Here is an 18,715-nt window from a genome sequence, read left to right as displayed (position 1 = left end):
CTGACGACACGATAAACGAAAAAAGCCGTTCACGCGCCATGAACGGCTTTTTTTCAACAAATCGGAAAGCCGATCAATTCGAGCCCGCCACCTTCGGAGCGTCTTCGTAGATCAATAGCGGCTTTCCGTCACCATCAATGACATTGTCGTCAATAATGACTTTGCTGACGCCCTTCATTGCCGGCAGTTCGTACATCACGTCGAGCAACGCCTGTTCCAGAATCGAACGCAAGCCACGTGCCCCCGTCTTACGGCGGATCGCCTTGCGCGCAACGGCCTGCAATGCGGCCGGGCGAATCTCCAGTTCGACGCGCTCCATGCTGAACAGCTTGTGATACTGCTTCACGAGTGCGTTCTTCGGTTCGACCAGAATCTTCATCAGCGCGGCTTCGTCCAGCTTGCCGAGCGTCGCCACGACGGGTAGACGGCCGATCAGTTCCGGAATCAGGCCGAATTTGATGAGATCTTCCGGTTCGACTTCGCGCAGCACCTCGCCCGCGTCGCGATCCTGCTTACTCTTGACGCTTGCGCCGAAACCGATCCCCGTTTTTTCAGTACGATCGACGATGACTTTTTCGAGGCCATCGAACGCGCCGCCGCAGATGAACAGGATGTTGGTCGTATCGACCTGGATGAAATCCTGGTTCGGATGCTTACGACCACCTTGCGGCGGCACCGACGCCATCGTGCCCTCGACCAGCTTCAGCAGTGCTTGCTGCACACCTTCGCCCGACACGTCGCGGGTAATCGACGGGTTGTCCGACTTGCGGCTGATCTTGTCGATTTCGTCGATATAGACGATGCCGCGCTGCGCCTTGTCGACCTCGTAATTGCAGTTTTGCAGCAGCTTCTGAATGATGTTTTCGACGTCTTCGCCGACGTAGCCGGCTTCCGTCAGCGTGGTCGCGTCGGCGATCACGAACGGCACGTTCAGAAGGCGCGCAAGCGTCTGCGCAAGCAGCGTCTTGCCGGAGCCCGTCGGGCCGATCAGCAGAATGTTGCTCTTCGACAACTCGACCTCGTCCTTCTTGTCGAGATGCTTGAGACGCTTGTAGTGGTTGTAGACCGCGACCGCGAGAATTTTCTTCGCGCGTTCCTGCCCGATCACGTATTGATCGAGGATTTCGCGGATTTCCTGGGGACTCGGCAGATCGGACTTGGACAGACCTGTTTCCAGGCCCGCGCCCGCTGCTTCGTCGCGAATGATCTCGTTGCAAAGGTCGATACATTCATCGCAAATGAATACCGACGGGCCAGCAATCAGCTTTTTGACTTCGTGCTGACTCTTACCGCAGAACGAGCAATACAACAGCTTTTCGCTGTTAGAACCTTTTTTGTCCGCCATAGATGTGTGAGCCTCCGGACACTCGAATGACATGATACGCCGTTTGCCCACCCCGTTCAGTTCGGGGTAGGACGGATGCGCAAAAGCTGTGACGGCGTTTGCCGCAGGCGTTCAGACGGGTCTTATTATTTCACAAGGTTTTGCGCCGGCGCTCTTCCCCCAATTTGAAGGAAAAGCGCTCCGGATCAGTCATGTTTCAGCGAATCTTTATGGACGCTTATGCAGGACCTGATCGACGAGACCATACGCCTGCGCGTCGTCGCCAGACATGAAGTTGTCGCGATCCGTGTCGCGCTGGATCCGCTCGACAGGTTGACCGGTGTGATGCGACAGCAACTGGTTCAGACGCTCTTTCAGGTACAGGATTTCGCGTGCCTGAATTTCGATATCCGACGCCTGGCCGCGTGCGCCGCCCAGCGGCTGGTGGATCATCACGCGTGCGTTCGGCAACGCAAAACGCTTGCCCTTCGCGCCCGCTGCAAGCAGGAACGCGCCCATGCTGGCCGCGAGACCCATGCACAGCGTCGAGACGTCCGGCTTGATGAACTGCATCGTGTCGTAGATCGCCATACCCGCCGACACCGAGCCACCCGGGCTGTTGATGTAAAAGCTGATGTCCTTGTCCGGATTTTCACTTTCGAGGAACAGCAACTGTGCGATGACGAGGTTCGCGGTCTGATCGTTCACTTCGCCGACCAGGAAAACCACGCGCTCCTTCAGCAGGCGCGAGTAGATGTCATAAGAACGTTCGCCGCGACCGCTCGTTTCGACGACGATCGGCACGAGGCCGAGCGCTTGCGCTTCGAGATCCCGATCCCGTGACGACTGGGAGGTCAACGTGTCCAGCATTTGAGCGCGAAAGGTCATGCAATGGATCCTTGTCAGGAAATGTTCTGATAGCCGATTCTGGACAATTGGGTGCGGCCACGCACTTCTTCAAGTGCAAAAACCGCCGACAAGCGTTCTTTTAGCACGAATCGGCCATCGGTACGGTTTCTCAGCACGTAAAAACGGCGTGCGGGCCGTCGTTCGGACAGCCGGCACGCCGTTTGAGCGATGCTTAAGCTTGCGCGGTCGCGCTTGCCAGCTCTTCGAAGCTCACTTCCTTGTCCGTCACCTTCGCCTTGCTCAGCACGAAATCGACGACGTTGGATTCAACGACATACGCTTCCATTTCGGCAAGGCGTTGCTGGTTCGAATAATACCAGCGGACGACTTCCTTCGGGTCTTCGTAGCTCTTCGCGAATTCGTCGACTTCCGCGCGAATCTGCTCGGGCTTCGCCTGCAGGTCGTTGGCCTTCACCAGCTCGGCCAGCACGAGGCCCAGCTTCACGCGGCGCTCGGCTTGCTCGGCGAACATTTCGGCGGGAATCGGCGCGTCCTTCGCGTTCGGCACGCCGCGCTGCGCCAGGTCCTGGCGCGCCATTTCGACGAGGCGCTGCTGGTCCTGCTCGATCAGCGCCTTGGGGACGTCGAGTTCGGAGATCTTCAGCAGTGCGTCCATCACCTGGTTCTTCACGACAGCCTGCGTGCGACGCTTCGCTTCGCGCTCCAGGTTGTCCCTGATTTCATTGCGCATCTTCGTCAGGTCGCCGTCTTCGATGCCGAGCGACTTGGCGAACTCGCCGTCGATTTCCGGCAGGTGCGGCCACTCGATCTTCTTCATCGTGATCGTGAATTGCGCGGTCTTGCCGGCGACTTCCTTGCCGTGATAGTCCTCGGGGAAGTTCAGGTCGAATTCCTTCGACTCGCCGACCTTCAGGCCGAGCGCAGCCTTTTCGAATTCCGGCAGCATGCGGCCTTCACCCAGGACAAACGCGAAGTCGTCAGCGCTGCCGCCCTGGAATGCTTCGCCGTCGATCTTGCCGACGAAGTCGACCGTCACGCGATCGCCATCCTTCGCAGCCGTGTCCGCGCCGCCGTCGCCGTGCTCGCCGGCTTCGCCGCGAGCGTGGAAGTGCACGCGCTGCTTGCGCAGGATGTCCAGCGTGCGGTCGATTTCCGCGTCGCTGATCGTGGTCTTCGTGCGTTCGATTTCAGCCGTCGCCACGTCACCCAGCTTCACTTCCGGGTAAACCTCGAACGTGGCGTCGAATGCGTAGGCACCTTCCGTGGCGTCCGTCTTCGGGCTGAAGCTGGGCTGGCCAGCGACGCGCAGGTTTTCCGCGCGGCTGATGTCGAAGAACTCCTTGCCAACCTTGTCGCTCAGCACTTCGGCTTCCACCTGACCCGCATACTGCTGCGTCACCATCTTGAGCGGCACCTTGCCCGGGCGGAAACCCGGCATGCGCACGTTCTTCGCGAGTTGACGGATGCGCGCGTCCACTTCCTTCTGCACGGTGTCCTTCGGCAGGGAAATCGTCACGCGGCGTTCGAGCTTGCCGAGGTTTTCAACAACGTTAGCCATGGCTTCAATCGTCCTAAAATTATTCGAGCGAATCAGTTATCTTGTCTGCGCCACCTGTCGATGTCCGCTTTGCGTCTTGCGCCCGACACTGCGTTTTGCATTCGCTTTAGCGCAGGGCCGCCGCGTCGCTTCGCTCACTCACGTGTGACATCGATCGCGTGCCTCTCGCCGCGGGCTGCGAGGCCGCCGGCAGCACAGTTTGGGTCAGAGAGCCAAATATTCTAGCAAACTATTTGCACGCCTAGCCGCGATTCGCGGTTTCGCAGATTTCGAACGGCTCCCGTACGCTGATCTGACCTGTCGCGCAGGTCGCTGCATGCGCCTTTGCCTCCTCCTCACGCACGCAGCACCTGTGAAGCAAAGTCAATTCTGCCTATACCTTCCGGTATATTCAGTCGCGAACCGCATGCTGATAAGCTTCTCCACAACCTGATACGCTGCTGCGCGCAGAAGCGTTCCGGCCGCTCAACATCGCATCGCGTGATCGCGTCGATGGCTTCCATTCCAATTCAACAGAGACACCATGCCGAATACGCCGCCCGCGCCCATCGTCGTCATTGCTCCCGACTCATTCAAAGGCTCGCTCTCGGCCGAGCAGGTCGCGCAGTCCATCGCGACGGGCATCCGGCGCGCGCGAGCCGATGCGACCATCCGCGTCTGCGCGATGGCGGACGGCGGCGAAGGAACGCTCGACGCCATGCTCACGCGCGGCGGCGAGCGCCGCATGCTCACGGTGCGCGGCGCGGCGGGTCCATCGCGTGAAGCCGCAACGGGGCTCCTCGCCGATGGCAGCGCGATCATCGAAACGGCGGAGATCGTCGGCATTACGGATCCTGTCGGCATGGGCGTCCCCGTCGAAAAACGCAGCACGCGCGGCATGGGCGAAGCAATCGGCTCGTTGCTCGACGCAGGCGTGCGGCGCTTCTTCGTCGCGCTGGGCGGCAGCAGCACGAACGACGGCGGCGCGGGCTTGCTCGTCGGCCTCGGGCTCAAGCTGCTCGACGCGCAAGGACATCAACTCGACCCGACGCCCGAGCAGCTTGCGCAACTGGCGCGCGTCGACGCATCGGGGCTCGATGCGCGTTTGCGCGAGACGACGTTCATCGGCATGTCGGACGTCGATAATCCGCTGACGGGCGACCATGGCGCGACGGCAATCTTTGGTCCGCAGAAAGGCGTGACGCCGGAGCAGGTTGCGATCATCGACGCCGCCCTCGCCCGCTTCGCGGATCTCGTCGAACCCGCGATGAATCGTGTCGCGCGCAACGAGCCGGGCGCGGGCGCGGCGGGCGGCCTCGGCTTCGCGCTGCATATGCTGGGCGCCGAATTCGAGCCGGGCGCGGAAGTGGTTGCGCGCGAGATCGGTCTCGATGCGGCACTCGAAGGCGCTAACTGGCTGATCACGGGCGAAGGCCGCTCCGACGTGCAGACGCTGCATGGCAAAGCGCCGTTTATCGCCTGCCGCCATGCTCGTGCGGCGGGCGTGCCGGCGACGCTGCTATCGGGTGCCGTCGATCCCGCCGCCTTGCCGAAACTCGCCGAGCACTTCAGCGGATGCTTCTCGCCGGCGCCCGGTCCCATCACGCTCGAAGTGGCGATCCGCGACGCGGCCACCCTTCTCGCGAACGAAGCCGAGCAGATGACGCGACTAAGGTATGGCCCGCGTTGACCGCGCGAGCGGATGCAGCAACAATCACATCGCGGGACTGCATCCACTCACAACAGGAAGACCATGAAGGCCTCCGATAAAGCCGGACTCGAACAGTTTCTGACGTATCGTCTGCACGTGCTGAATAAACTTTCCGAGCGGGGCATCAGCGAACGGTATATGGCCAAGCTCGACGTGACGCTGCCCGAAGCGCGCGTGATTGCCTCGGTCGGATCATTCGGGCCGTTCTCGATCATGGACCTCGCGCGCCACGCGAACCTCGACAAGAGCCAGGCGAGCCGCGCAGCCGAAGCGTTGATCAGACAAGGACTCGTACAACGCGAAGCGAGCGCACAGGACGGCCGTGTCGTGCTCGTCTCGTTGACGACGGAAGGCCGCGCCCTGTACCGCAAGATCATGCCCATCGCGCGCAAGTGGAACACGGATCTGTTCGACTGCCTCGACGACCGCCAAAAGATCGCGCTCAGCGAGGCGCTGGACAAGGTGATCGAAAGCGCGATCGCGCGAAACGCCGAATAGCAGCCGGACGAAGCGCTCCCGTCAGACTGCGGGCTTCGAGCCACTCGATCGACGGCGCATTGGCTGCGCCGTTGACTTCGCGGTTTCGTAATTCCTTAAACACTCATTCACAAGCCATCGGTCATAGATGGATGCCCCAATGGCGTTGCCTTCGTGCGCGCGAAACATGGTCGATGCTGAAACGCCAGGCGGGATCGATCTTGTCGATCCGCCGCAGCCAAGGTTCGCAAGCAGGCGCGTACCGTACGTAGTGCATTCGAAGTCGTGACGCGAAATCATCTCGTGCAGTCGCGCCCGAATAGTAGTCGTCGAGTTCAAGGCGCGCTTGCAAACGGGCAACGGCGAGGCCCGCAACCGTATGCGCGTGCATCACCCGATGTAAATCGGGCTGTGGGCTGTGGGCTGTGCGCGATAGATGCTGATTGCGGAGTGCACGAACAAGCCGATCGAGTTCACATGATTCACAACGTGCTGTCGGCATATTGCCGCTTACGCCCCTCGCCTTTTCCTGCACATCGGTCGGATCACGCGCATTGCATCTGCGCAGAACAGAAGAATCTCGTTGCACGCGCAACCGGATGCCACGACCTGCGACGAATCGCCCTGTAAATGAAGCGCGAAACGCGTTGCATGGCACACAGATTGAAGGAAATCGTAATGCTGGCTTGCTACGATGACGGCTCGCTTTTTCTCTGACTTCGAGGATCGAAAAATGAAGAAGGTTGTTCTGGCGCTGATCGCCGCAGCCGCTGGTTTTGCCGGCATGTCGCCGGCATTCGCGTATGACCATCATCATCCCGTGTGCCACAAGGTACACGTGCATCATCACTGGGAGAAGCACTGCCACTAAGCAGCGGCGAACCGTCAGTGCGATGGCCGATGCCCCGCCCTCGTGCGGGGTTTTTTGTGCGCGCCGATTTCAGTGCGAAGTGTGATTGTGATCGATGCGCGTCGCGTGCAGTCTTGCGGCGAAATGCGCATCGCCGAGCGCGGTGCAAAAACAAAAAACCCCGCTGGTCAGCGACGAGCGGGGTTTCTATAGGGTGCTGCGTAAAAACAAGTGGTGCGAGGAAGGGGACTCGAACCCCTACACCCTTGCGGGCGTCAGGACCTAAACCTGGTGCGTCTACCAATTTCGCCATCCTCGCAGCCGGGCGTTGCCGCAAATCTCCGGCGCCCGATATTTCGCCAGCGGCCGAACGCTGCCTTTTCACCGCCATGTCATCCGCGCCGAGGACTCTGAAGCGACCCGCCGAGCCGCGAACGTCTGCATTGAAAATGCGCGCCCGAAAGCGTAAGCGCGAGATTCTAACCGATTGGTCTGCGCTTGTCTGCATCTGTCGAATACCGTCGATGCTACAATTTTCGGTCTTTTGCGCACGGCCGCGTGCGCCCGCATTCCCCAAGCGAATCCAGTGAATTTCGACGAATATTGCCTGCAAAAAGCAGCGCCTCCCGGTTCGAGCACTTACTACGCGCTGCGCCAGGCGCCCATCGCGCGACAACCGCTGCTGACGGCGCTGTTTGCGCTGCGCCGCGAGTTCGAAGAAACGGTGAAGGAAAGCACCGACCCCACCGTGGGCCGCACGAAACTCGCCTGGTGGCAGAAGGAAGCGGCCGCGCTCGCCGCCGGTGAGCCCACACATCCCGTGTCGCAAGCGCTCGCCGCGCACTTGCCCGACGTGCAGGCCGAGTACCCGGCGCTACAGGCGATGATCGCTGGCTTCGAGATGGATCTCGACCAGGCCCGCTACCTCGATTACCCGAATCTGCGCCGCTATATGGGTGGCGTCGGCGGCACGTTCGCGTCGGTGGTTGCGCGCGCGACGGCGCGCGATCCGTCGCAGGCCTCATCGTGGGCCGCGCCCCTCGGCGAAGCGCTGATGCTCGCGCAGATCGTCGTGGAGCTCGGCAACGACGCGCGCCACGGACGCATCTACATCCCCATCGATGAAATGCAGCGCTACAACGTGACGGCTGCCGATCTGATCAACCGCAAATACACCGACGCGTTCACCGAACTGATGCGCTTTCAGACGACGCGTGCCCGCGACGCGATTCGCAAGGCGCTCGACGGTCTGCCCGCGGGCGAGCGTCATTCGCAGAGCACGCTGCGCGCGTTGGCGGCGTTGGCGCTGGCGCTGCTCGAAGAAATCGAGCGCGACGGTTATCACGTCCTGCATCAACGCATTGCCCTTACGCCGATCCGCAAGCTGTGGGTCGCGTGGCGCGCGGCACGCAAGCGTTGACATCGACGCTTATCAGGCACGCAGCAACGGCAGCGGTTTCACGTCGTCCTTCAAGATGCCTCTTGCGTCCAGCCCCCAAAACGGGCCGAGCACGGTCGCGTACAGCCGTCTGAAGTCGATATCGACAGGCAATTGACCTGTTGCGTCGAGTCGCGCGAGATCAGGGGGTCGTCCATACAGGCCACCCGTCACCCGTCCGCCCATCACGAAGTGTGCGGCAGCGCCGCCGTGTTCGGTGCCACGCGCCATGTTCTCGCGCGCGGACCGGCCGAACTCCGAGTACGTGATGATCAGCGTATCGTTCCAACTGCCGCGCAGCGCGAGTTCCGCGTGAAGCGTCGCGCAACCCTGTGCAAGCTGTTCGAGCAGCGCCGCGTGGCGCTCGGGCTGGTTGGCGTGCGTGTCGAAACCATCGAGCGTCACGCGGATCGCGCCGCATGAACCCGGTTGCGTGCTGACGAGCGCAGCGCGCAACGCGGCGTCAATCGAATCGGGAAATGTCGCCGGGCGCGATGGCAGAGCAATCGGGGCATCGACAAAGGCGTCGTGTCTCACGCGATCATCTTCTGCCAGATTCACGTTGCTTCGATTAAAGCGAGGCGCGTCGTCCCGGTTAAGGACATGCGCCCAGCAGTCGCGCGACGCGTGAGTAAACGATAAACCCGCAAACGGGCCCGCCTCGACGCTGCCGAATGCAGCAGCCAAAGCGCGGACCGGCGGCACCCGCCACTGTGAGAATGCGCGAGCCAGCCAGCCGTCGCGCCGATACACATCGCCGCGCGAGCCCGTGTCCCAGATTTCCATCGACCGGAAATGCGACGCGTTCGCCTGCACGCAGCCGACGCCTTGCACAACGGCCAACTGCCCGCCGCGCCACAACGGCAACAGAGGATGCAACGACGGATGCAGCGCCATCCGCTCGTCGAGCGCGATCACCCGATCGCGCGGGATGGCGATGTGTCTGCGCAGCGCGTAGTAAGCGGGATCGGCAAACGGCACGACAGTATTCAATCCGTCGTTTCCGCCCTTCAGTTCGATCAGGATGAGCAGATTGCCGCGACGGCGCGCGGCCGTTGCGCACGCATCCGGTTGCGGCACTACGCCGCTCGTGGGCACTGACGCACTGAACGCGCGTGGCATCGACAGTGCAGCGCCCGTTGCAGCCGCCATCGAAAGAAACTCGCGTCGTTTCATCCACACCTCACGAGAGGTATCGCGTGCTTTGCCAAGGGCGAAGCCGCCGCGCGAGAACGCGCACGGTCGCACAGCAGGTGCAAGGCAAAAGCTTGTCAGCGCTTGTACAGTTCGCGTACGGCGTCTTCGATGTGCTGCCGCAGCAGACGCCGTTCTTCTGGCGTCATATGCCCGTCACGCCGGCGTTGATCGAGATCGGGCGGCACGGCGGTGGCGCGGACGATGGCGTCCGATGCGGGATGATCGACGTTGGGATTGCGCGGTTGACGCACGGTGCGCATATGCGGACGCTGGACTGGGCGCGCTTCGGTTGTACGTTCCGTCGAAGATTCGGCATGGGCAGAGATGGGACCCGCAGCGCTCACGAACACGATCGCAACTGCCACTGCGATCACGCTCAGGCGCATGTTCGGCCAGACCCCTCCCTTCATCTTGTTCCCTTCGTGGCGCGGCAACCGGCAACCTCAGATACGTGTAATGACTCCGGCTTGAAAACCGGGCGCAAGAGCCTTATTCGAGTGAAGTATCTACCGAACTGGCGCAAACAGTAAAGGAGTGTAAGCGCCAAGGCTTTACGTCGTGCCACCGGCCCGGTAAATTTTGTAACTGACTGTTACGCGATAATTGGTACAAACTCGCTCCCTATTCTAATCGCGCTAAGATGCCGACCATGGAAACCAAAAACCCTTCGAAAATCCTCGTCGTCGACGACGATCCGCGTCTGCGTGACCTGCTGCGCCGTTATCTCGGCGAGCAGGGTTTTAACGTTTATGTTGCAGAGAACGCACCCTCGATGAACAAGCTGTGGGTGCGCGAGCGTTTCGATCTGCTGGTGCTCGACCTGATGCTGCCGGGCGAAGACGGTCTGTCGATCTGCCGCCGCCTGCGCGGCAGCAACGATCGCACGCCGATCATCATGCTCACCGCCAAGGGTGAAGATGTCGATCGCATCGTCGGCCTCGAAATGGGCGCCGACGACTATCTGCCGAAGCCGTTCAATCCGCGCGAACTCGTCGCGCGCATTCACGCGGTGCTGCGCCGCCAGTCGCCTTCCGAGCTGCCGGGCGCGCCGTCCGAGACGTCTGAAGTGTTCGAGTTCGGCGAGTTCGCGCTGAACCTCGCGACACGCACGCTCACCAAGGCCGGCCAGGAAATCCCGCTGACCACGGGCGAATTCTCGGTGCTCAAGGTGTTCGCGCGCCATCCGCGTCAGCCGCTGTCGCGTGAAAAGCTGATGGAGCTTGCGCGCGGCCGCGAGTACGAAGTATTCGACCGCAGCCTCGACGTGCAGATCTCGCGTCTGCGCAAGCTGATCGAGCCCGATCCGGGCAGCCCTCGTTTCATCCAGACAGTCTGGGGTCTGGGCTATGTCTTCATCCCCGACGGCGCAGCCTAAGTCTGCCGTTGCAGTTCCTCCTCCTCGTCGACAAGAAGGTCGCATGCGGATCGACCGGCGCCTCCTGACGCTCGCGTTCGGCGGCCTTTTCTGGCGTACGTTCCTGCTGATCGCGCTGCTGATCGCGGTCAGTCTCGCCGCATGGTTTCAGAGCTTTCGCGTGATCGAGCGCGAGCCACGCGCACAGCGCGTGGCGCTGCAGCTCGTCGCGATCGTGAAGCTCACGCGCACCGCTCTCCTCTATTCCGATCCCGATCTGCGGCGCGCGCTGCTGCAAGACCTGGAAAGCAATGAGGGCGTGCGCGTGTATCCGCGCGAAACCACGGACAAGTACAAGCTCCAGCCCGACGAATCGCTCAATCGGCTGATCGAGCATGACATACGAGGCCGGCTCGGCGACGACACGATCATCGCGCAGTCCGTCAATGACATTCCGGGCGTATGGATCAGCTTCAAGATCGACGACGACGACTACTGGGTCGCGCTCGACCGCGATCAGCTGGATAACGTGACGGGCCTGCAATGGGCCGGCTGGGGCATCTTCGCGCTCGCGCTGTCGCTGTTCGGCGCGGCGTTCATCACGAGTCTGGTGAACAGACCGTTCGCGCGGCTGGCGCTAGCTGCGCGCAAAGTCGGCTCGGGCCAGGCGCCCGAGAAGCTGCCTGAGCGCGGCATGGGCGTCGCTGCGGAAACGAACCGAAGTTTCAACCAGATGGTGCAGGATCTTGAGCAGCTCGAAGCCGACCGCGCGCTGATGCTTGCCGGCATTTCGCATGACCTGCGCACGCCGCTTGCTCGTCTACGTCTGGAAACCGAAATGAGTCCTTCGGACCAGGCGACCAAGGACGCGATGATCGACGACATCGAGCAGATGGACATGATCATCGGACGCTTCCTCGATTACGCGCGCCCTGTTCAGAGAAATCCAGAGCCTGTCGATCTTTCCGTGATCGCGGGAGAACTGGCCGCGCGCATGTCGAGCGAAGACGGCATGCGGCTGGTCACGCGGCTTGCTCCTTCTGCTGTAATCGAGGCGGACGAGACGGACATCCGGCGAGTCGTGGGGAATCTGATCGAGAACGCCCGCAAATACGGTCTTTCCGAGGATGACGGCATTCCGCGGGTGATTCTCGAGACGCGGGTCTCGCATTCGCGGGTCGAACTGTCGGTCGTCGACGAAGGTCCGGGCATTCCCGAGGACCAGCTCGCGCTCGTCACGCGGCCGTTCTACCGCGTCAATTCGGCGCGCACGCAGGCCAACGGCACGGGTCTCGGCATGGCGATCGTGCAGCGCCTCGTGGGACGGTATCGCGGCGCATTGCGGCTGCGCAACCGCACGCCGCTGCCCGGCCTCGAAGTGACGATCGAGTTTCCGCTCGCGAAGAGCGTCTGACACGCTTCGGGTACGTCTCTGTCGGGGAGGCGGCAGTCAGACGGCGCCCCAGTGCCGTTTTACGCTGCCGCTTTTTTGGGCGAACCTGTTCCCGAATCCGTGCAAAACGCTCGTTCCAATATGGGCTATCGGCGTCTTCGAGAAAATCTATCCAAACCATTAGACAAAAACTATTGATTCGATCGCCTAATAGAGTTATAGTTTAGTTTGTGTAACGCGTTCGTTACAGCCAGCAGGTAGTTTGAGCAGGTTGTCTTCGAATCTCATTTGCCAATTCACAAGGAGCAAGCGCATGAAAACTGTCGGCGATAAACTCGAAGCTTTCACCGTCACCGCTGCAAAGCCGGGTTTCAATAACCACGAAGAAAACGGCGTGTCGGCGTTCGAAGAAATCACCGAATCGTCGTTCCCGGGCAAGTGGAAGATCATCTATTTCTACCCGAAGGACTTCACGTTCGTTTGCCCGACGGAAATCGTCGAGTTCGGCAAGCTGCAGAAGGACTTCGCAGAGCGCGACGCCGTTCTGCTGGGCGGCAGCGTGGACAACGAATTTGTCAAGCTCGCATGGCGCCGTGAGCACAAGGACCTGAACAAGCTGAACCACTACGCGTTCGGCGACGTGAAGGGCGAGCTGATCGACCAGCTCGGCGTGCGCGACAAGGAAGCAGGCGTTGCACTGCGCGCGACGTTCATCGTCGATCCGGACAACACGATCCAGCACGTTTCGGTGAACAACCTGAACGTCGGCCGTAATCCGGAAGAAGTCCTGCGTATTCTGGACGGTCTGCAAACGGACGAACTGTGCCCTTGCAACCGCGTAGTCGGCGGCGCGACGCTGTAAGCACGTGCAGTCGAAAGCCCGCTAAGCTTGAAAAGGCCGGCGGGCTTTTTTATCGGCAGAATGATAGGAGATATCAATGGAATTCATCGCAGCGATTAAGGAACACATCCCCGACTACGCTAAAGACATTCGCCTGAATCTCGATGGCACGATCGCGCGCTCGTCGCTGGAAGGCAACGATGCCGTCGGCGTCGCGCTGGCGGCCGCGTTCGCTGCGAAGAGCCCGAAGATCATCGCCGCGATCCGCGAAGCGGGCGTGCTCTCGCCGGAAGAAGTCAACGGCGCGCTGACGGCTGCCGCGCTGATGGGCATGAACAACGTCTGGTATCCGTATGTCGAGATGACAGGCAACGCCGATCTGAAATCGCAGCCGGCCGGCTTGCGGATGAACGCCTACGCATCGCACGGCGGCGTCGACAAGCGCCGCTTCGAGATGTACGCGCTTGCCGCGTCGATCATCGGCAAGTGCCATTTCTGCGTGAAGTCGCACTTCGATACGCTGATCAACGAAGGCATGAGCTCGACGCAACTGCGCGACGTTGGCCGTATCGCGTCGGTGATCAACGCGGCTGCGCAAGTGATCGTCGCCGAAGGCAAGTAAGGGCACGCGAATCGTAAGCGCTTGTGCATAAAAAAACGCCACCCGATGCGTGGCGTTTTGCGTTTCTACGTATGGCTATGACGTACGCGTCATCAGCCCAGGCTCAGCCGCGCAGCAGCAGCACAGCGGCTTGCGCTTCGATCCCCTCGCCTCGCCCGAGATAGCCGAGCTTTTCGTTGGTCTTCGCCTTCACGTTGACGCGCTCGATGGGCAGGTTCAGGTCTTCCGCGATATTCGCGCGCATTCCGTCAATATGCGGCGCGAGCTTCGGCGCCTGCGCGATCACCGTGCTGTCGATGTTCTGGATCGCGAAGCCCGCCTTCGCAATGCGTGCCGCGCACTCGCGCAGCAGCACGCGGCTGTTCGCGCCTTTGAACTCGGTCGCGGTATCGGGAAAGTGACGGCCGATATCGCCGAGCGCGGCGGCGCCGAAGAGCGCATCGGTGATCGCATGCAGCAGCACGTCCGCGTCCGAGTGGCCGAGCAGCCCGCGCTCGTATGGAATCGTCACGCCGCCGATGATGAGCGGCCGTCCCGGCACCAGTGCGTGAACGTCGTAGCCTTGTCCGATTCTCAAATCCATATGCGTGGGGTTCCGTGATGTCGTGAAAGCGTTACTGCGATGAAGCTCCGATCAGGCGACGGCGCACGCCGCTCAGCCTGCGGTGCCGCGTCCGAGAATCGCCTCGGCCAGATCGAAGTCTTCGGGATACGTGACCTTGAAATTGCGCAAGCTGCCCTGCACCAGTTTAGGCGCATGGCCGGACCATTCGATCGCGCTCGCTTCGTCGGTGAGATCGTGGCCGTCGCTTTGCGCGCGCAGGATCGCCTCGCGTAGCATGCCGATGCGGAACATCTGCGGCGTCTGCGCCTGCCACAGGCCGTCGCGCGGCTCGGTGTGATCGATGCGATTGTCGGTGCCGTGCGCGACACGCTTGAGCGTATCCGCGACGGGCAGCGCCATGATGCCGCCCACGGCATCGTCCTTCAGCACGCTGACGAGCACACGGATCAGCGCGGGCGTGATGCCGGGACGCGCGGCGTCGTGCACGAGCACCCAGTCGTCGTCGCGCGCGCCGAACTGCGCGAGCGCATGCAGCCCGTTGAGCACGGACGCCTGCCGCGAAGCCCCGCCGCAGCGCTGCACGGCAAAGCGCAGCCCGCCGAAGCGGCGCGCGTCGAAATGCTGGTCGTCGGGCGCGAGGACGACGAGCGTCTGCGCAAACTCGCTGCATGCATCGAACGCAGCGAGCGAGAAATAGAGCATGTCGCGGCCCGCGACGGTTCGATATTGCTTGGGCATCGGCGCGCCGGAACGGCTGCCGGTGCCGGCGCACGGAATCAGGGCAAACAGACGGGAAGTCACGGAAAGGACGCGGCGCAGTTCAAAGTGAAGGACGGATTTTATAATAGGTCCTCGGCACGCATGCCCCGACACGCGTAAACTTGCCGCTCATGTTCCGCCGGCGACACGCCTTCGAGGTGTCCGCTGGCGCAGTCCATTGGCTGGGCGCGTCGCGAGCCGATGGTCTCACGCTGGTAATCGACAGGTTGCTCATTCGCGTCACCCTTCGCGTCACCCCAAAGGCCGTTTTCCTTTTATGCCCGACATCGCCGCATCCACGCAGTCCTCCGCTGAACCGCCCGTCGCGCCGGTCAAGGCCGGCCAGCGTTTCGTTTTCGACGGCACGCACGGCTCGTCCGACGCGCTGCTGATCGCCCGCTATCACCTCGCCTATCGGCAGCAGATGCCGCTGCTCGCCGTCGTCTGCGCGAGCGCCGTCGATGCCCAGCGGCTGTCGCAGGAACTCGCGTTCTTCGCGCCGAATGCGCGCGTCCGTCTGCTGCCCGACTGGGAGACGCTGCCTTACGACTCGTTCTCGCCGCACCAGGACCTCGTGTCCGAGCGCCTCGCGACGCTGCACGATCTCGGCGAAGGCCGTTGCGACATCCTGCTCGTCCCCGCGACGACGGCGCTCTACCGGATGCCGCCCGCGTCGTTCATGGCCGCGTACACGTTTTCGTTCTCACAGGGCGAGCGGCTCGACGAGGCCAAGCTCAAGGCGCAACTGACGCTCGCCGGCTACGAGCACGTGAGCCAGGTCGTGCGGCCGGGCGAATACTGCGTGCGCGGCTCGCTGATCGACCTGTTCCCGATGGGCTCGCCGCTGCCGTACCGGATCGACCTGTTCGACGATCAGGTCGACTCGATCCGCGCGTTCGATCCCGACTCGCAGCGTAGCCTCTATCCCGTGAAGGACGTGCGCCTGTTGCCCGGCCGCGAGTTTCCATTCGACGAAGCCGCGCGCACCGCATTTCGCAGCCGCTGGCGCGAAGTGTTCGAAGGCGACCCGAGCCGCGCGTCGATCTACAAGGACATCGGCAACGGCGTACCGTCGGCGGGCATCGAATACTATCTGCCGCTGTTTTTCGAAGAGACGGCGACGCTCTTTCACTATTTGCCCGAAGGCGCGCAGCTCGCGTTCGTCGGCGACCTCGACGCCGCGATACGGCGCTTCACCGCCGATACGAAGCAGCGCTACAGCTTCCTGTCGCATGACCGCGACCGGCCGATTCTCGAACCGCAGCGGCTCTTTCTGTCGGACGAAGATTTCTTCGCGTTCGCGAAGCCCTTCGCGCGCCTCGCGCTGCCTGGCAACGCGGGCGGCGGCTGGGCCGCGCCGCTGCCCAATCTGGCCATCGACCGGCACGCCGAAGACCCCGTATCGGCGCTGCGCGCGTACCTCGACACGACGCCGAACCGCGTGCTGTTCGCGGCCGAATCGGCGGGCCGCCGCGAGACGATCGCGCAACTGCTTGCGGAAAACGAACTGCGCCCCGCTTCCGTCGACAGCTACGAAGACTGGCTGACCTCCGATGCGCGGTTCACGCTCGGCGTCGCGCCGCTCGCGAACGGCTTCGCGATTCCTGGCGAAGGCGCGGCGATCATCACCGAAACGGAGCTCTACGGGCCGCTCGCGCGCCGCGCGGGACGCCGCCGCCAGGAACAGGCGAGCAACGTCGACTCGATGGTGCGCGACCTGTCGGAGCTGAAGGTCGGCGACCCGGTCGTGCACTCGCAGCACGGCATCGGCCGCTACATGGGCCTCGTGACGATGGATCTCGGCGAAGGCGAAACCGAGTTCCTGCACCTCGAATACCAGGGCGACAGCAAGCTCTACGTGCCCGTCGCGCAGCTGCACGTGATTTCGCGCTACAGCGGCGCCGATCCGGAAAGCGCGCCGCTGCACGCGCTCGGGTCCGGCCAGTGGGAGAAGGCAAAACGCAAGGCCGCGCAGCAGATCCGCGACACGGCGGCCGAGCTGCTGAACCTGTACGCCCGCCGCGCGGCGCGCGAAGGCCACGCGTTCAAGCTCGATCCACGCGACTATGTGAAGTTCGCGGAGAGCTTCGGCTTCGAGGAAACGCCCGACCAGGCGGCCGCGATCGCCGCCGTGATCGGCGACATGACGAGCGGCAAGCCGATGGACCGCCTCGTATGCGGCGACGTCGGCTTCGGCAAGACGGAGGTCGCGTTGCGCGCGGCCTTCATCGCGGTGATGGGCGGCAAGCAGGTGGCGCTGCTCTCGCCCACCACGCTGCTCGCCGAGCAGCACACGCAGACCTTCACCGACCGCTTCTCCGATTGGCCCGTGCGCATCGCCGAGCTGTCGCGCTTCAAGACCGGGAAGGAAGTCAGCACCGCTATCCAGCAGATCAACGAAGGCAGCGTCGACATCGTGATCGGCACGCACAAGCTGCTGTCGTCGGATGTGCAGTTCAAGCGGCTCGGGCTCGTGATCATCGACGAAGAGCACCGCTTCGGCGTGCGCCAGAAGGAAGCGCTGAAGGCGCTGCGCGCCGAAGTCGACGTGCTGACGCTCACCGCGACGCCGATTCCGCGCACGCTCGGCATGGCGCTCGAAGGGCTGCGCGATTTCTCGGTGATCGCGACGGCGCCGCAGAAGCGCCTCGCGATCAAGACCTTCGTGCGTCGCGAAGAAGACGGCGTGATCCGCGAAGCGATGCTGCGCGAACTGAAGCGCGGCGGCCAGGTGTACTTCCTGCACAACGAAGTCGAAACGATCGAGAACCGCCGGCAGATGCTCGAAGCGCTCGTGCCCGAAGCGCGCATTGCCGTCGCGCACGGCCAGATGCACGAGCGCGAGCTCGAACGCGTGATGCGCGATTTCGTTGCGCAGCGCGCGAACGTACTGCTGTGCACGACGATCATCGAAACGGGCATCGACGTGCCGACTGCGAACACGATTCTGATCCATCGTTCGGACAAGTTCGGGCTCGCGCAACTGCATCAGTTGCGCGGACGCGTCGGCCGCTCGCATCACCAGGCGTACTCCTATCTGCTCGTGCACGATCCGCAGGGCTTGACGAAGCAGGCGCAACGGCGGCTCGAAGCGATCCAGCAGATGGAAGAACTGGGCGCGGGCTTCTACCTCGCGATGCACGATCTCGAGATTCGCGGCACGGGCGAAGTGCTCGGCGACAAGCAGTCGGGCGAAATTCACGAGATCGGTTTCCAGCTCTACACCGACATGCTGAACGACGCCGTCAAGGCGCTGAAGAACGGCAAGGAGCCGGATCTCACATCGCCTTTGGCCGCGACGACGGAAATCAATCTGCACACACCCGCCATCCTGCCCGCCGACTATTGCGGCGATGTGCAGGAGCGTCTGTCGCTGTACAAGCGCCTCGCGAACTGCGAGCACAGCGATTCGATCGACGGCATTCAGGAAGAGCTGATCGACCGCTTCGGCAAGATGCCGCCGCAAGCGCATGCGCTCGTCGAAACGCACCGTCTGCGTCTCGCCGCAAAGCCGCTCGGCATTTCGAAGATCGATGCGGGCGAAGCGGTGATCGGCTTGCAGTTCGTCCCGAATCCGCCCATCGACGCGATGCGGATCATCGAGATGGTCCAGAAGCACAAGCACATCAAGCTCGCGGGCCAGGACAAGCTGCGCATCGAGACGCGCAGCCCCGACTTCTCGGTGCGCGTCGCGACGGTCAAGGAGACGCTGCGCGCGCTTGGCGCGCCGGCGAAGGGCGCGGCGGATCAGCGCGTCGCGTCCTGAGCGGACGCCTC

At 62.5% G+C, this 18,715-nt stretch carries 16 protein-coding genes and 1 tRNA gene; 9 read left to right on the top strand and 8 right to left on the bottom strand.

From position 1 onward, the window contains the following. Nucleotides 1–73 precede the first annotated feature (73 nt). The 3 genes from clpX to tig all read right to left on the bottom strand — a co-directional run bounded on the left by clpX (nt 74) and on the right by tig (nt 3,752). Nucleotides 74–1,345, bottom strand: coding sequence for an ATP-dependent Clp protease ATP-binding subunit ClpX (clpX, locus tag BMW76_RS02350; RefSeq protein WP_090862246.1), 1,272 nt, complete (start codon nt 1,343–1,345; stop codon nt 74–76). A 207-nt stretch (nt 1,346–1,552) separates the two neighbouring features. Then, a complete protein-coding gene (gene clpP / locus BMW76_RS02345; RefSeq protein WP_007585897.1) occupies nt 1,553–2,212 on the bottom strand; it encodes an ATP-dependent Clp endopeptidase proteolytic subunit ClpP in 660 nt (219 codons plus the stop codon). A 193-nt stretch (nt 2,213–2,405) separates the two neighbouring features. Next, nucleotides 2,406–3,752, bottom strand: a complete 1,347-nt coding sequence (tig, locus tag BMW76_RS02340) for a trigger factor (RefSeq protein ID WP_090862244.1) — start codon at nt 3,750–3,752, stop codon at nt 2,406–2,408. A 523-nt stretch (nt 3,753–4,275) separates the two neighbouring features. Here tig and BMW76_RS02335 point away from each other — a divergent pair. From BMW76_RS02335 to BMW76_RS40985, 3 genes are all read left to right on the top strand, one after another. Further along, entirely contained in the window at nt 4,276–5,421 is a 1,146-nt protein-coding gene (locus tag BMW76_RS02335) for a glycerate kinase (protein WP_090862242.1), read from the top strand. Nucleotides 5,422–5,484: 63 nt separating this feature from the next. After that, nucleotides 5,485–5,940 (top strand): MarR family winged helix-turn-helix transcriptional regulator, encoded by a 456-nt coding sequence (locus BMW76_RS02330; protein WP_090862240.1) that lies wholly within the window; start codon nt 5,485–5,487, stop codon nt 5,938–5,940. Between the two features lie 712 nt (nt 5,941–6,652). Then, nucleotides 6,653–6,790 (top strand): hypothetical protein, encoded by a 138-nt coding sequence (locus BMW76_RS40985; RefSeq protein ID WP_177200285.1) that lies wholly within the window; start codon nt 6,653–6,655, stop codon nt 6,788–6,790. A 211-nt stretch (nt 6,791–7,001) separates the two neighbouring features. On the opposite strand, the gene BMW76_RS02325 is transcribed toward BMW76_RS40985, so the two are convergent. Further along, nucleotides 7,002–7,088, bottom strand: a tRNA-Leu gene (locus BMW76_RS02325). Between the two features lie 267 nt (nt 7,089–7,355). On the opposite strand from BMW76_RS02325, the gene BMW76_RS02320 reads away from it, so the two are divergent. Next, nucleotides 7,356–8,189: a squalene/phytoene synthase family protein gene (locus tag BMW76_RS02320; RefSeq protein ID WP_090862555.1), complete on the top strand. Its 834-nt coding sequence runs from the start codon at nt 7,356–7,358 to the stop codon at nt 8,187–8,189. 12 nt (nt 8,190–8,201) lie between these two features. Here the strand turns inward: BMW76_RS02320 and BMW76_RS02315 are convergent, their stop codons facing one another. Continuing rightward, a complete protein-coding gene (locus BMW76_RS02315; RefSeq protein ID WP_090862238.1) occupies nt 8,202–9,383 on the bottom strand; it encodes a DUF1501 domain-containing protein in 1,182 nt (393 codons plus the stop codon). A 95-nt stretch (nt 9,384–9,478) separates the two neighbouring features. Beyond that, on the bottom strand, nt 9,479–9,814 hold the full coding sequence (locus BMW76_RS02310; protein WP_090862236.1) for a hypothetical protein: 336 nt from the start codon (nt 9,812–9,814) through the stop codon (nt 9,479–9,481). Between the two features lie 230 nt (nt 9,815–10,044). Here BMW76_RS02310 and ompR point away from each other — a divergent pair, with 230 nt between their 5' ends. From ompR to BMW76_RS02290, 4 genes are all read left to right on the top strand, one after another. Continuing rightward, a complete protein-coding gene (ompR, locus tag BMW76_RS02305; RefSeq protein WP_007585880.1) occupies nt 10,045–10,779 on the top strand; it encodes an osmolarity response regulator transcription factor OmpR in 735 nt (244 codons plus the stop codon). Between the two features lie 43 nt (nt 10,780–10,822). After that, nucleotides 10,823–12,172 (top strand): ATP-binding protein, encoded by a 1,350-nt coding sequence (locus BMW76_RS02300; RefSeq protein ID WP_087735756.1) that lies wholly within the window; start codon nt 10,823–10,825, stop codon nt 12,170–12,172. 292 nt (nt 12,173–12,464) lie between these two features. Next, nucleotides 12,465–13,013 carry a peroxiredoxin gene (locus tag BMW76_RS02295; protein ID WP_090862234.1) on the top strand — a complete coding sequence of 183 codons (549 nt, stop codon included), beginning with the start codon at nt 12,465–12,467 and terminating at the stop codon, nt 13,011–13,013. Nucleotides 13,014–13,089: 76 nt separating this feature from the next. Continuing rightward, nucleotides 13,090–13,614: a carboxymuconolactone decarboxylase family protein gene (locus BMW76_RS02290; RefSeq protein ID WP_090862232.1), complete on the top strand. Its 525-nt coding sequence runs from the start codon at nt 13,090–13,092 to the stop codon at nt 13,612–13,614. 103 nt (nt 13,615–13,717) lie between these two features. Here the strand turns inward: BMW76_RS02290 and ispF are convergent, their stop codons facing one another. Together ispF and ispD are read right to left on the bottom strand one after the other, a co-directional pair. Then, a complete protein-coding gene (gene ispF / locus BMW76_RS02285) occupies nt 13,718–14,197 on the bottom strand; it encodes a 2-C-methyl-D-erythritol 2,4-cyclodiphosphate synthase (protein ID WP_090862231.1) in 480 nt (159 codons plus the stop codon). Between the two features lie 72 nt (nt 14,198–14,269). Then, nucleotides 14,270–14,980, bottom strand: a complete 711-nt coding sequence (gene ispD, locus BMW76_RS02280) for a 2-C-methyl-D-erythritol 4-phosphate cytidylyltransferase (protein WP_090862229.1) — start codon at nt 14,978–14,980, stop codon at nt 14,270–14,272. A gap of 235 nt (nt 14,981–15,215) precedes the next feature. Here ispD and mfd point away from each other — a divergent pair, with 235 nt between their 5' ends. Beyond that, nucleotides 15,216–18,704, top strand: coding sequence for a transcription-repair coupling factor (gene mfd / locus BMW76_RS02275; protein WP_090862227.1), 3,489 nt, complete (start codon nt 15,216–15,218; stop codon nt 18,702–18,704). The last annotated feature ends 11 nt before the right edge of the window (nt 18,705–18,715 follow it).

Origin of the sequence: Paraburkholderia diazotrophica, assembly GCF_900108945.1 — a bacterium.
Classification (GTDB): Bacteria; Pseudomonadota; Gammaproteobacteria; order Burkholderiales; family Burkholderiaceae; genus Paraburkholderia; species Paraburkholderia diazotrophica.
The sequence above is the reverse complement of the archived record's forward strand: the minus strand, read 5'-3'. Positions and strand labels throughout refer to the sequence as shown.

Excerpts from the sequence above, each read along its gene's own strand:
- clpX (WP_090862246.1), bottom strand. The coding sequence starts at position 1,345 with ATGGCGGACAAAAAAGGTTCTAACAGCGAAAAGCTGTTGTATTGCTCG.
- clpP (WP_007585897.1), bottom strand. The coding sequence starts at position 2,212 with ATGACCTTTCGCGCTCAAATGCTGGACACGTTGACCTCCCAGTCGTCA.
- tig (WP_090862244.1), bottom strand. The coding sequence starts at position 3,752 with ATGGCTAACGTTGTTGAAAACCTCGGCAAGCTCGAACGCCGCGTGACG.
- BMW76_RS02335 (WP_090862242.1), top strand. The coding sequence starts at position 4,276 with ATGCCGAATACGCCGCCCGCGCCCATCGTCGTCATTGCTCCCGACTCA.
- BMW76_RS02330 (WP_090862240.1), top strand. The coding sequence starts at position 5,485 with ATGAAGGCCTCCGATAAAGCCGGACTCGAACAGTTTCTGACGTATCGT.
- BMW76_RS40985 (WP_177200285.1), top strand. The coding sequence starts at position 6,653 with ATGAAGAAGGTTGTTCTGGCGCTGATCGCCGCAGCCGCTGGTTTTGCC.
- BMW76_RS02315 (WP_090862238.1), bottom strand. The coding sequence starts at position 9,383 with ATGAAACGACGCGAGTTTCTTTCGATGGCGGCTGCAACGGGCGCTGCA.
- BMW76_RS02310 (WP_090862236.1), bottom strand. The coding sequence starts at position 9,814 with ATGAAGGGAGGGGTCTGGCCGAACATGCGCCTGAGCGTGATCGCAGTG.
- ompR (WP_007585880.1), top strand. The coding sequence starts at position 10,045 with ATGCCGACCATGGAAACCAAAAACCCTTCGAAAATCCTCGTCGTCGAC.
- BMW76_RS02300 (WP_087735756.1), top strand. The coding sequence starts at position 10,823 with ATGCGGATCGACCGGCGCCTCCTGACGCTCGCGTTCGGCGGCCTTTTC.
- BMW76_RS02295 (WP_090862234.1), top strand. The coding sequence starts at position 12,465 with ATGAAAACTGTCGGCGATAAACTCGAAGCTTTCACCGTCACCGCTGCA.
- BMW76_RS02290 (WP_090862232.1), top strand. The coding sequence starts at position 13,090 with ATGGAATTCATCGCAGCGATTAAGGAACACATCCCCGACTACGCTAAA.
- ispF (WP_090862231.1), bottom strand. The coding sequence starts at position 14,197 with ATGGATTTGAGAATCGGACAAGGCTACGACGTTCACGCACTGGTGCCG.
- mfd (WP_090862227.1), top strand. The coding sequence starts at position 15,216 with ATGCCCGACATCGCCGCATCCACGCAGTCCTCCGCTGAACCGCCCGTC.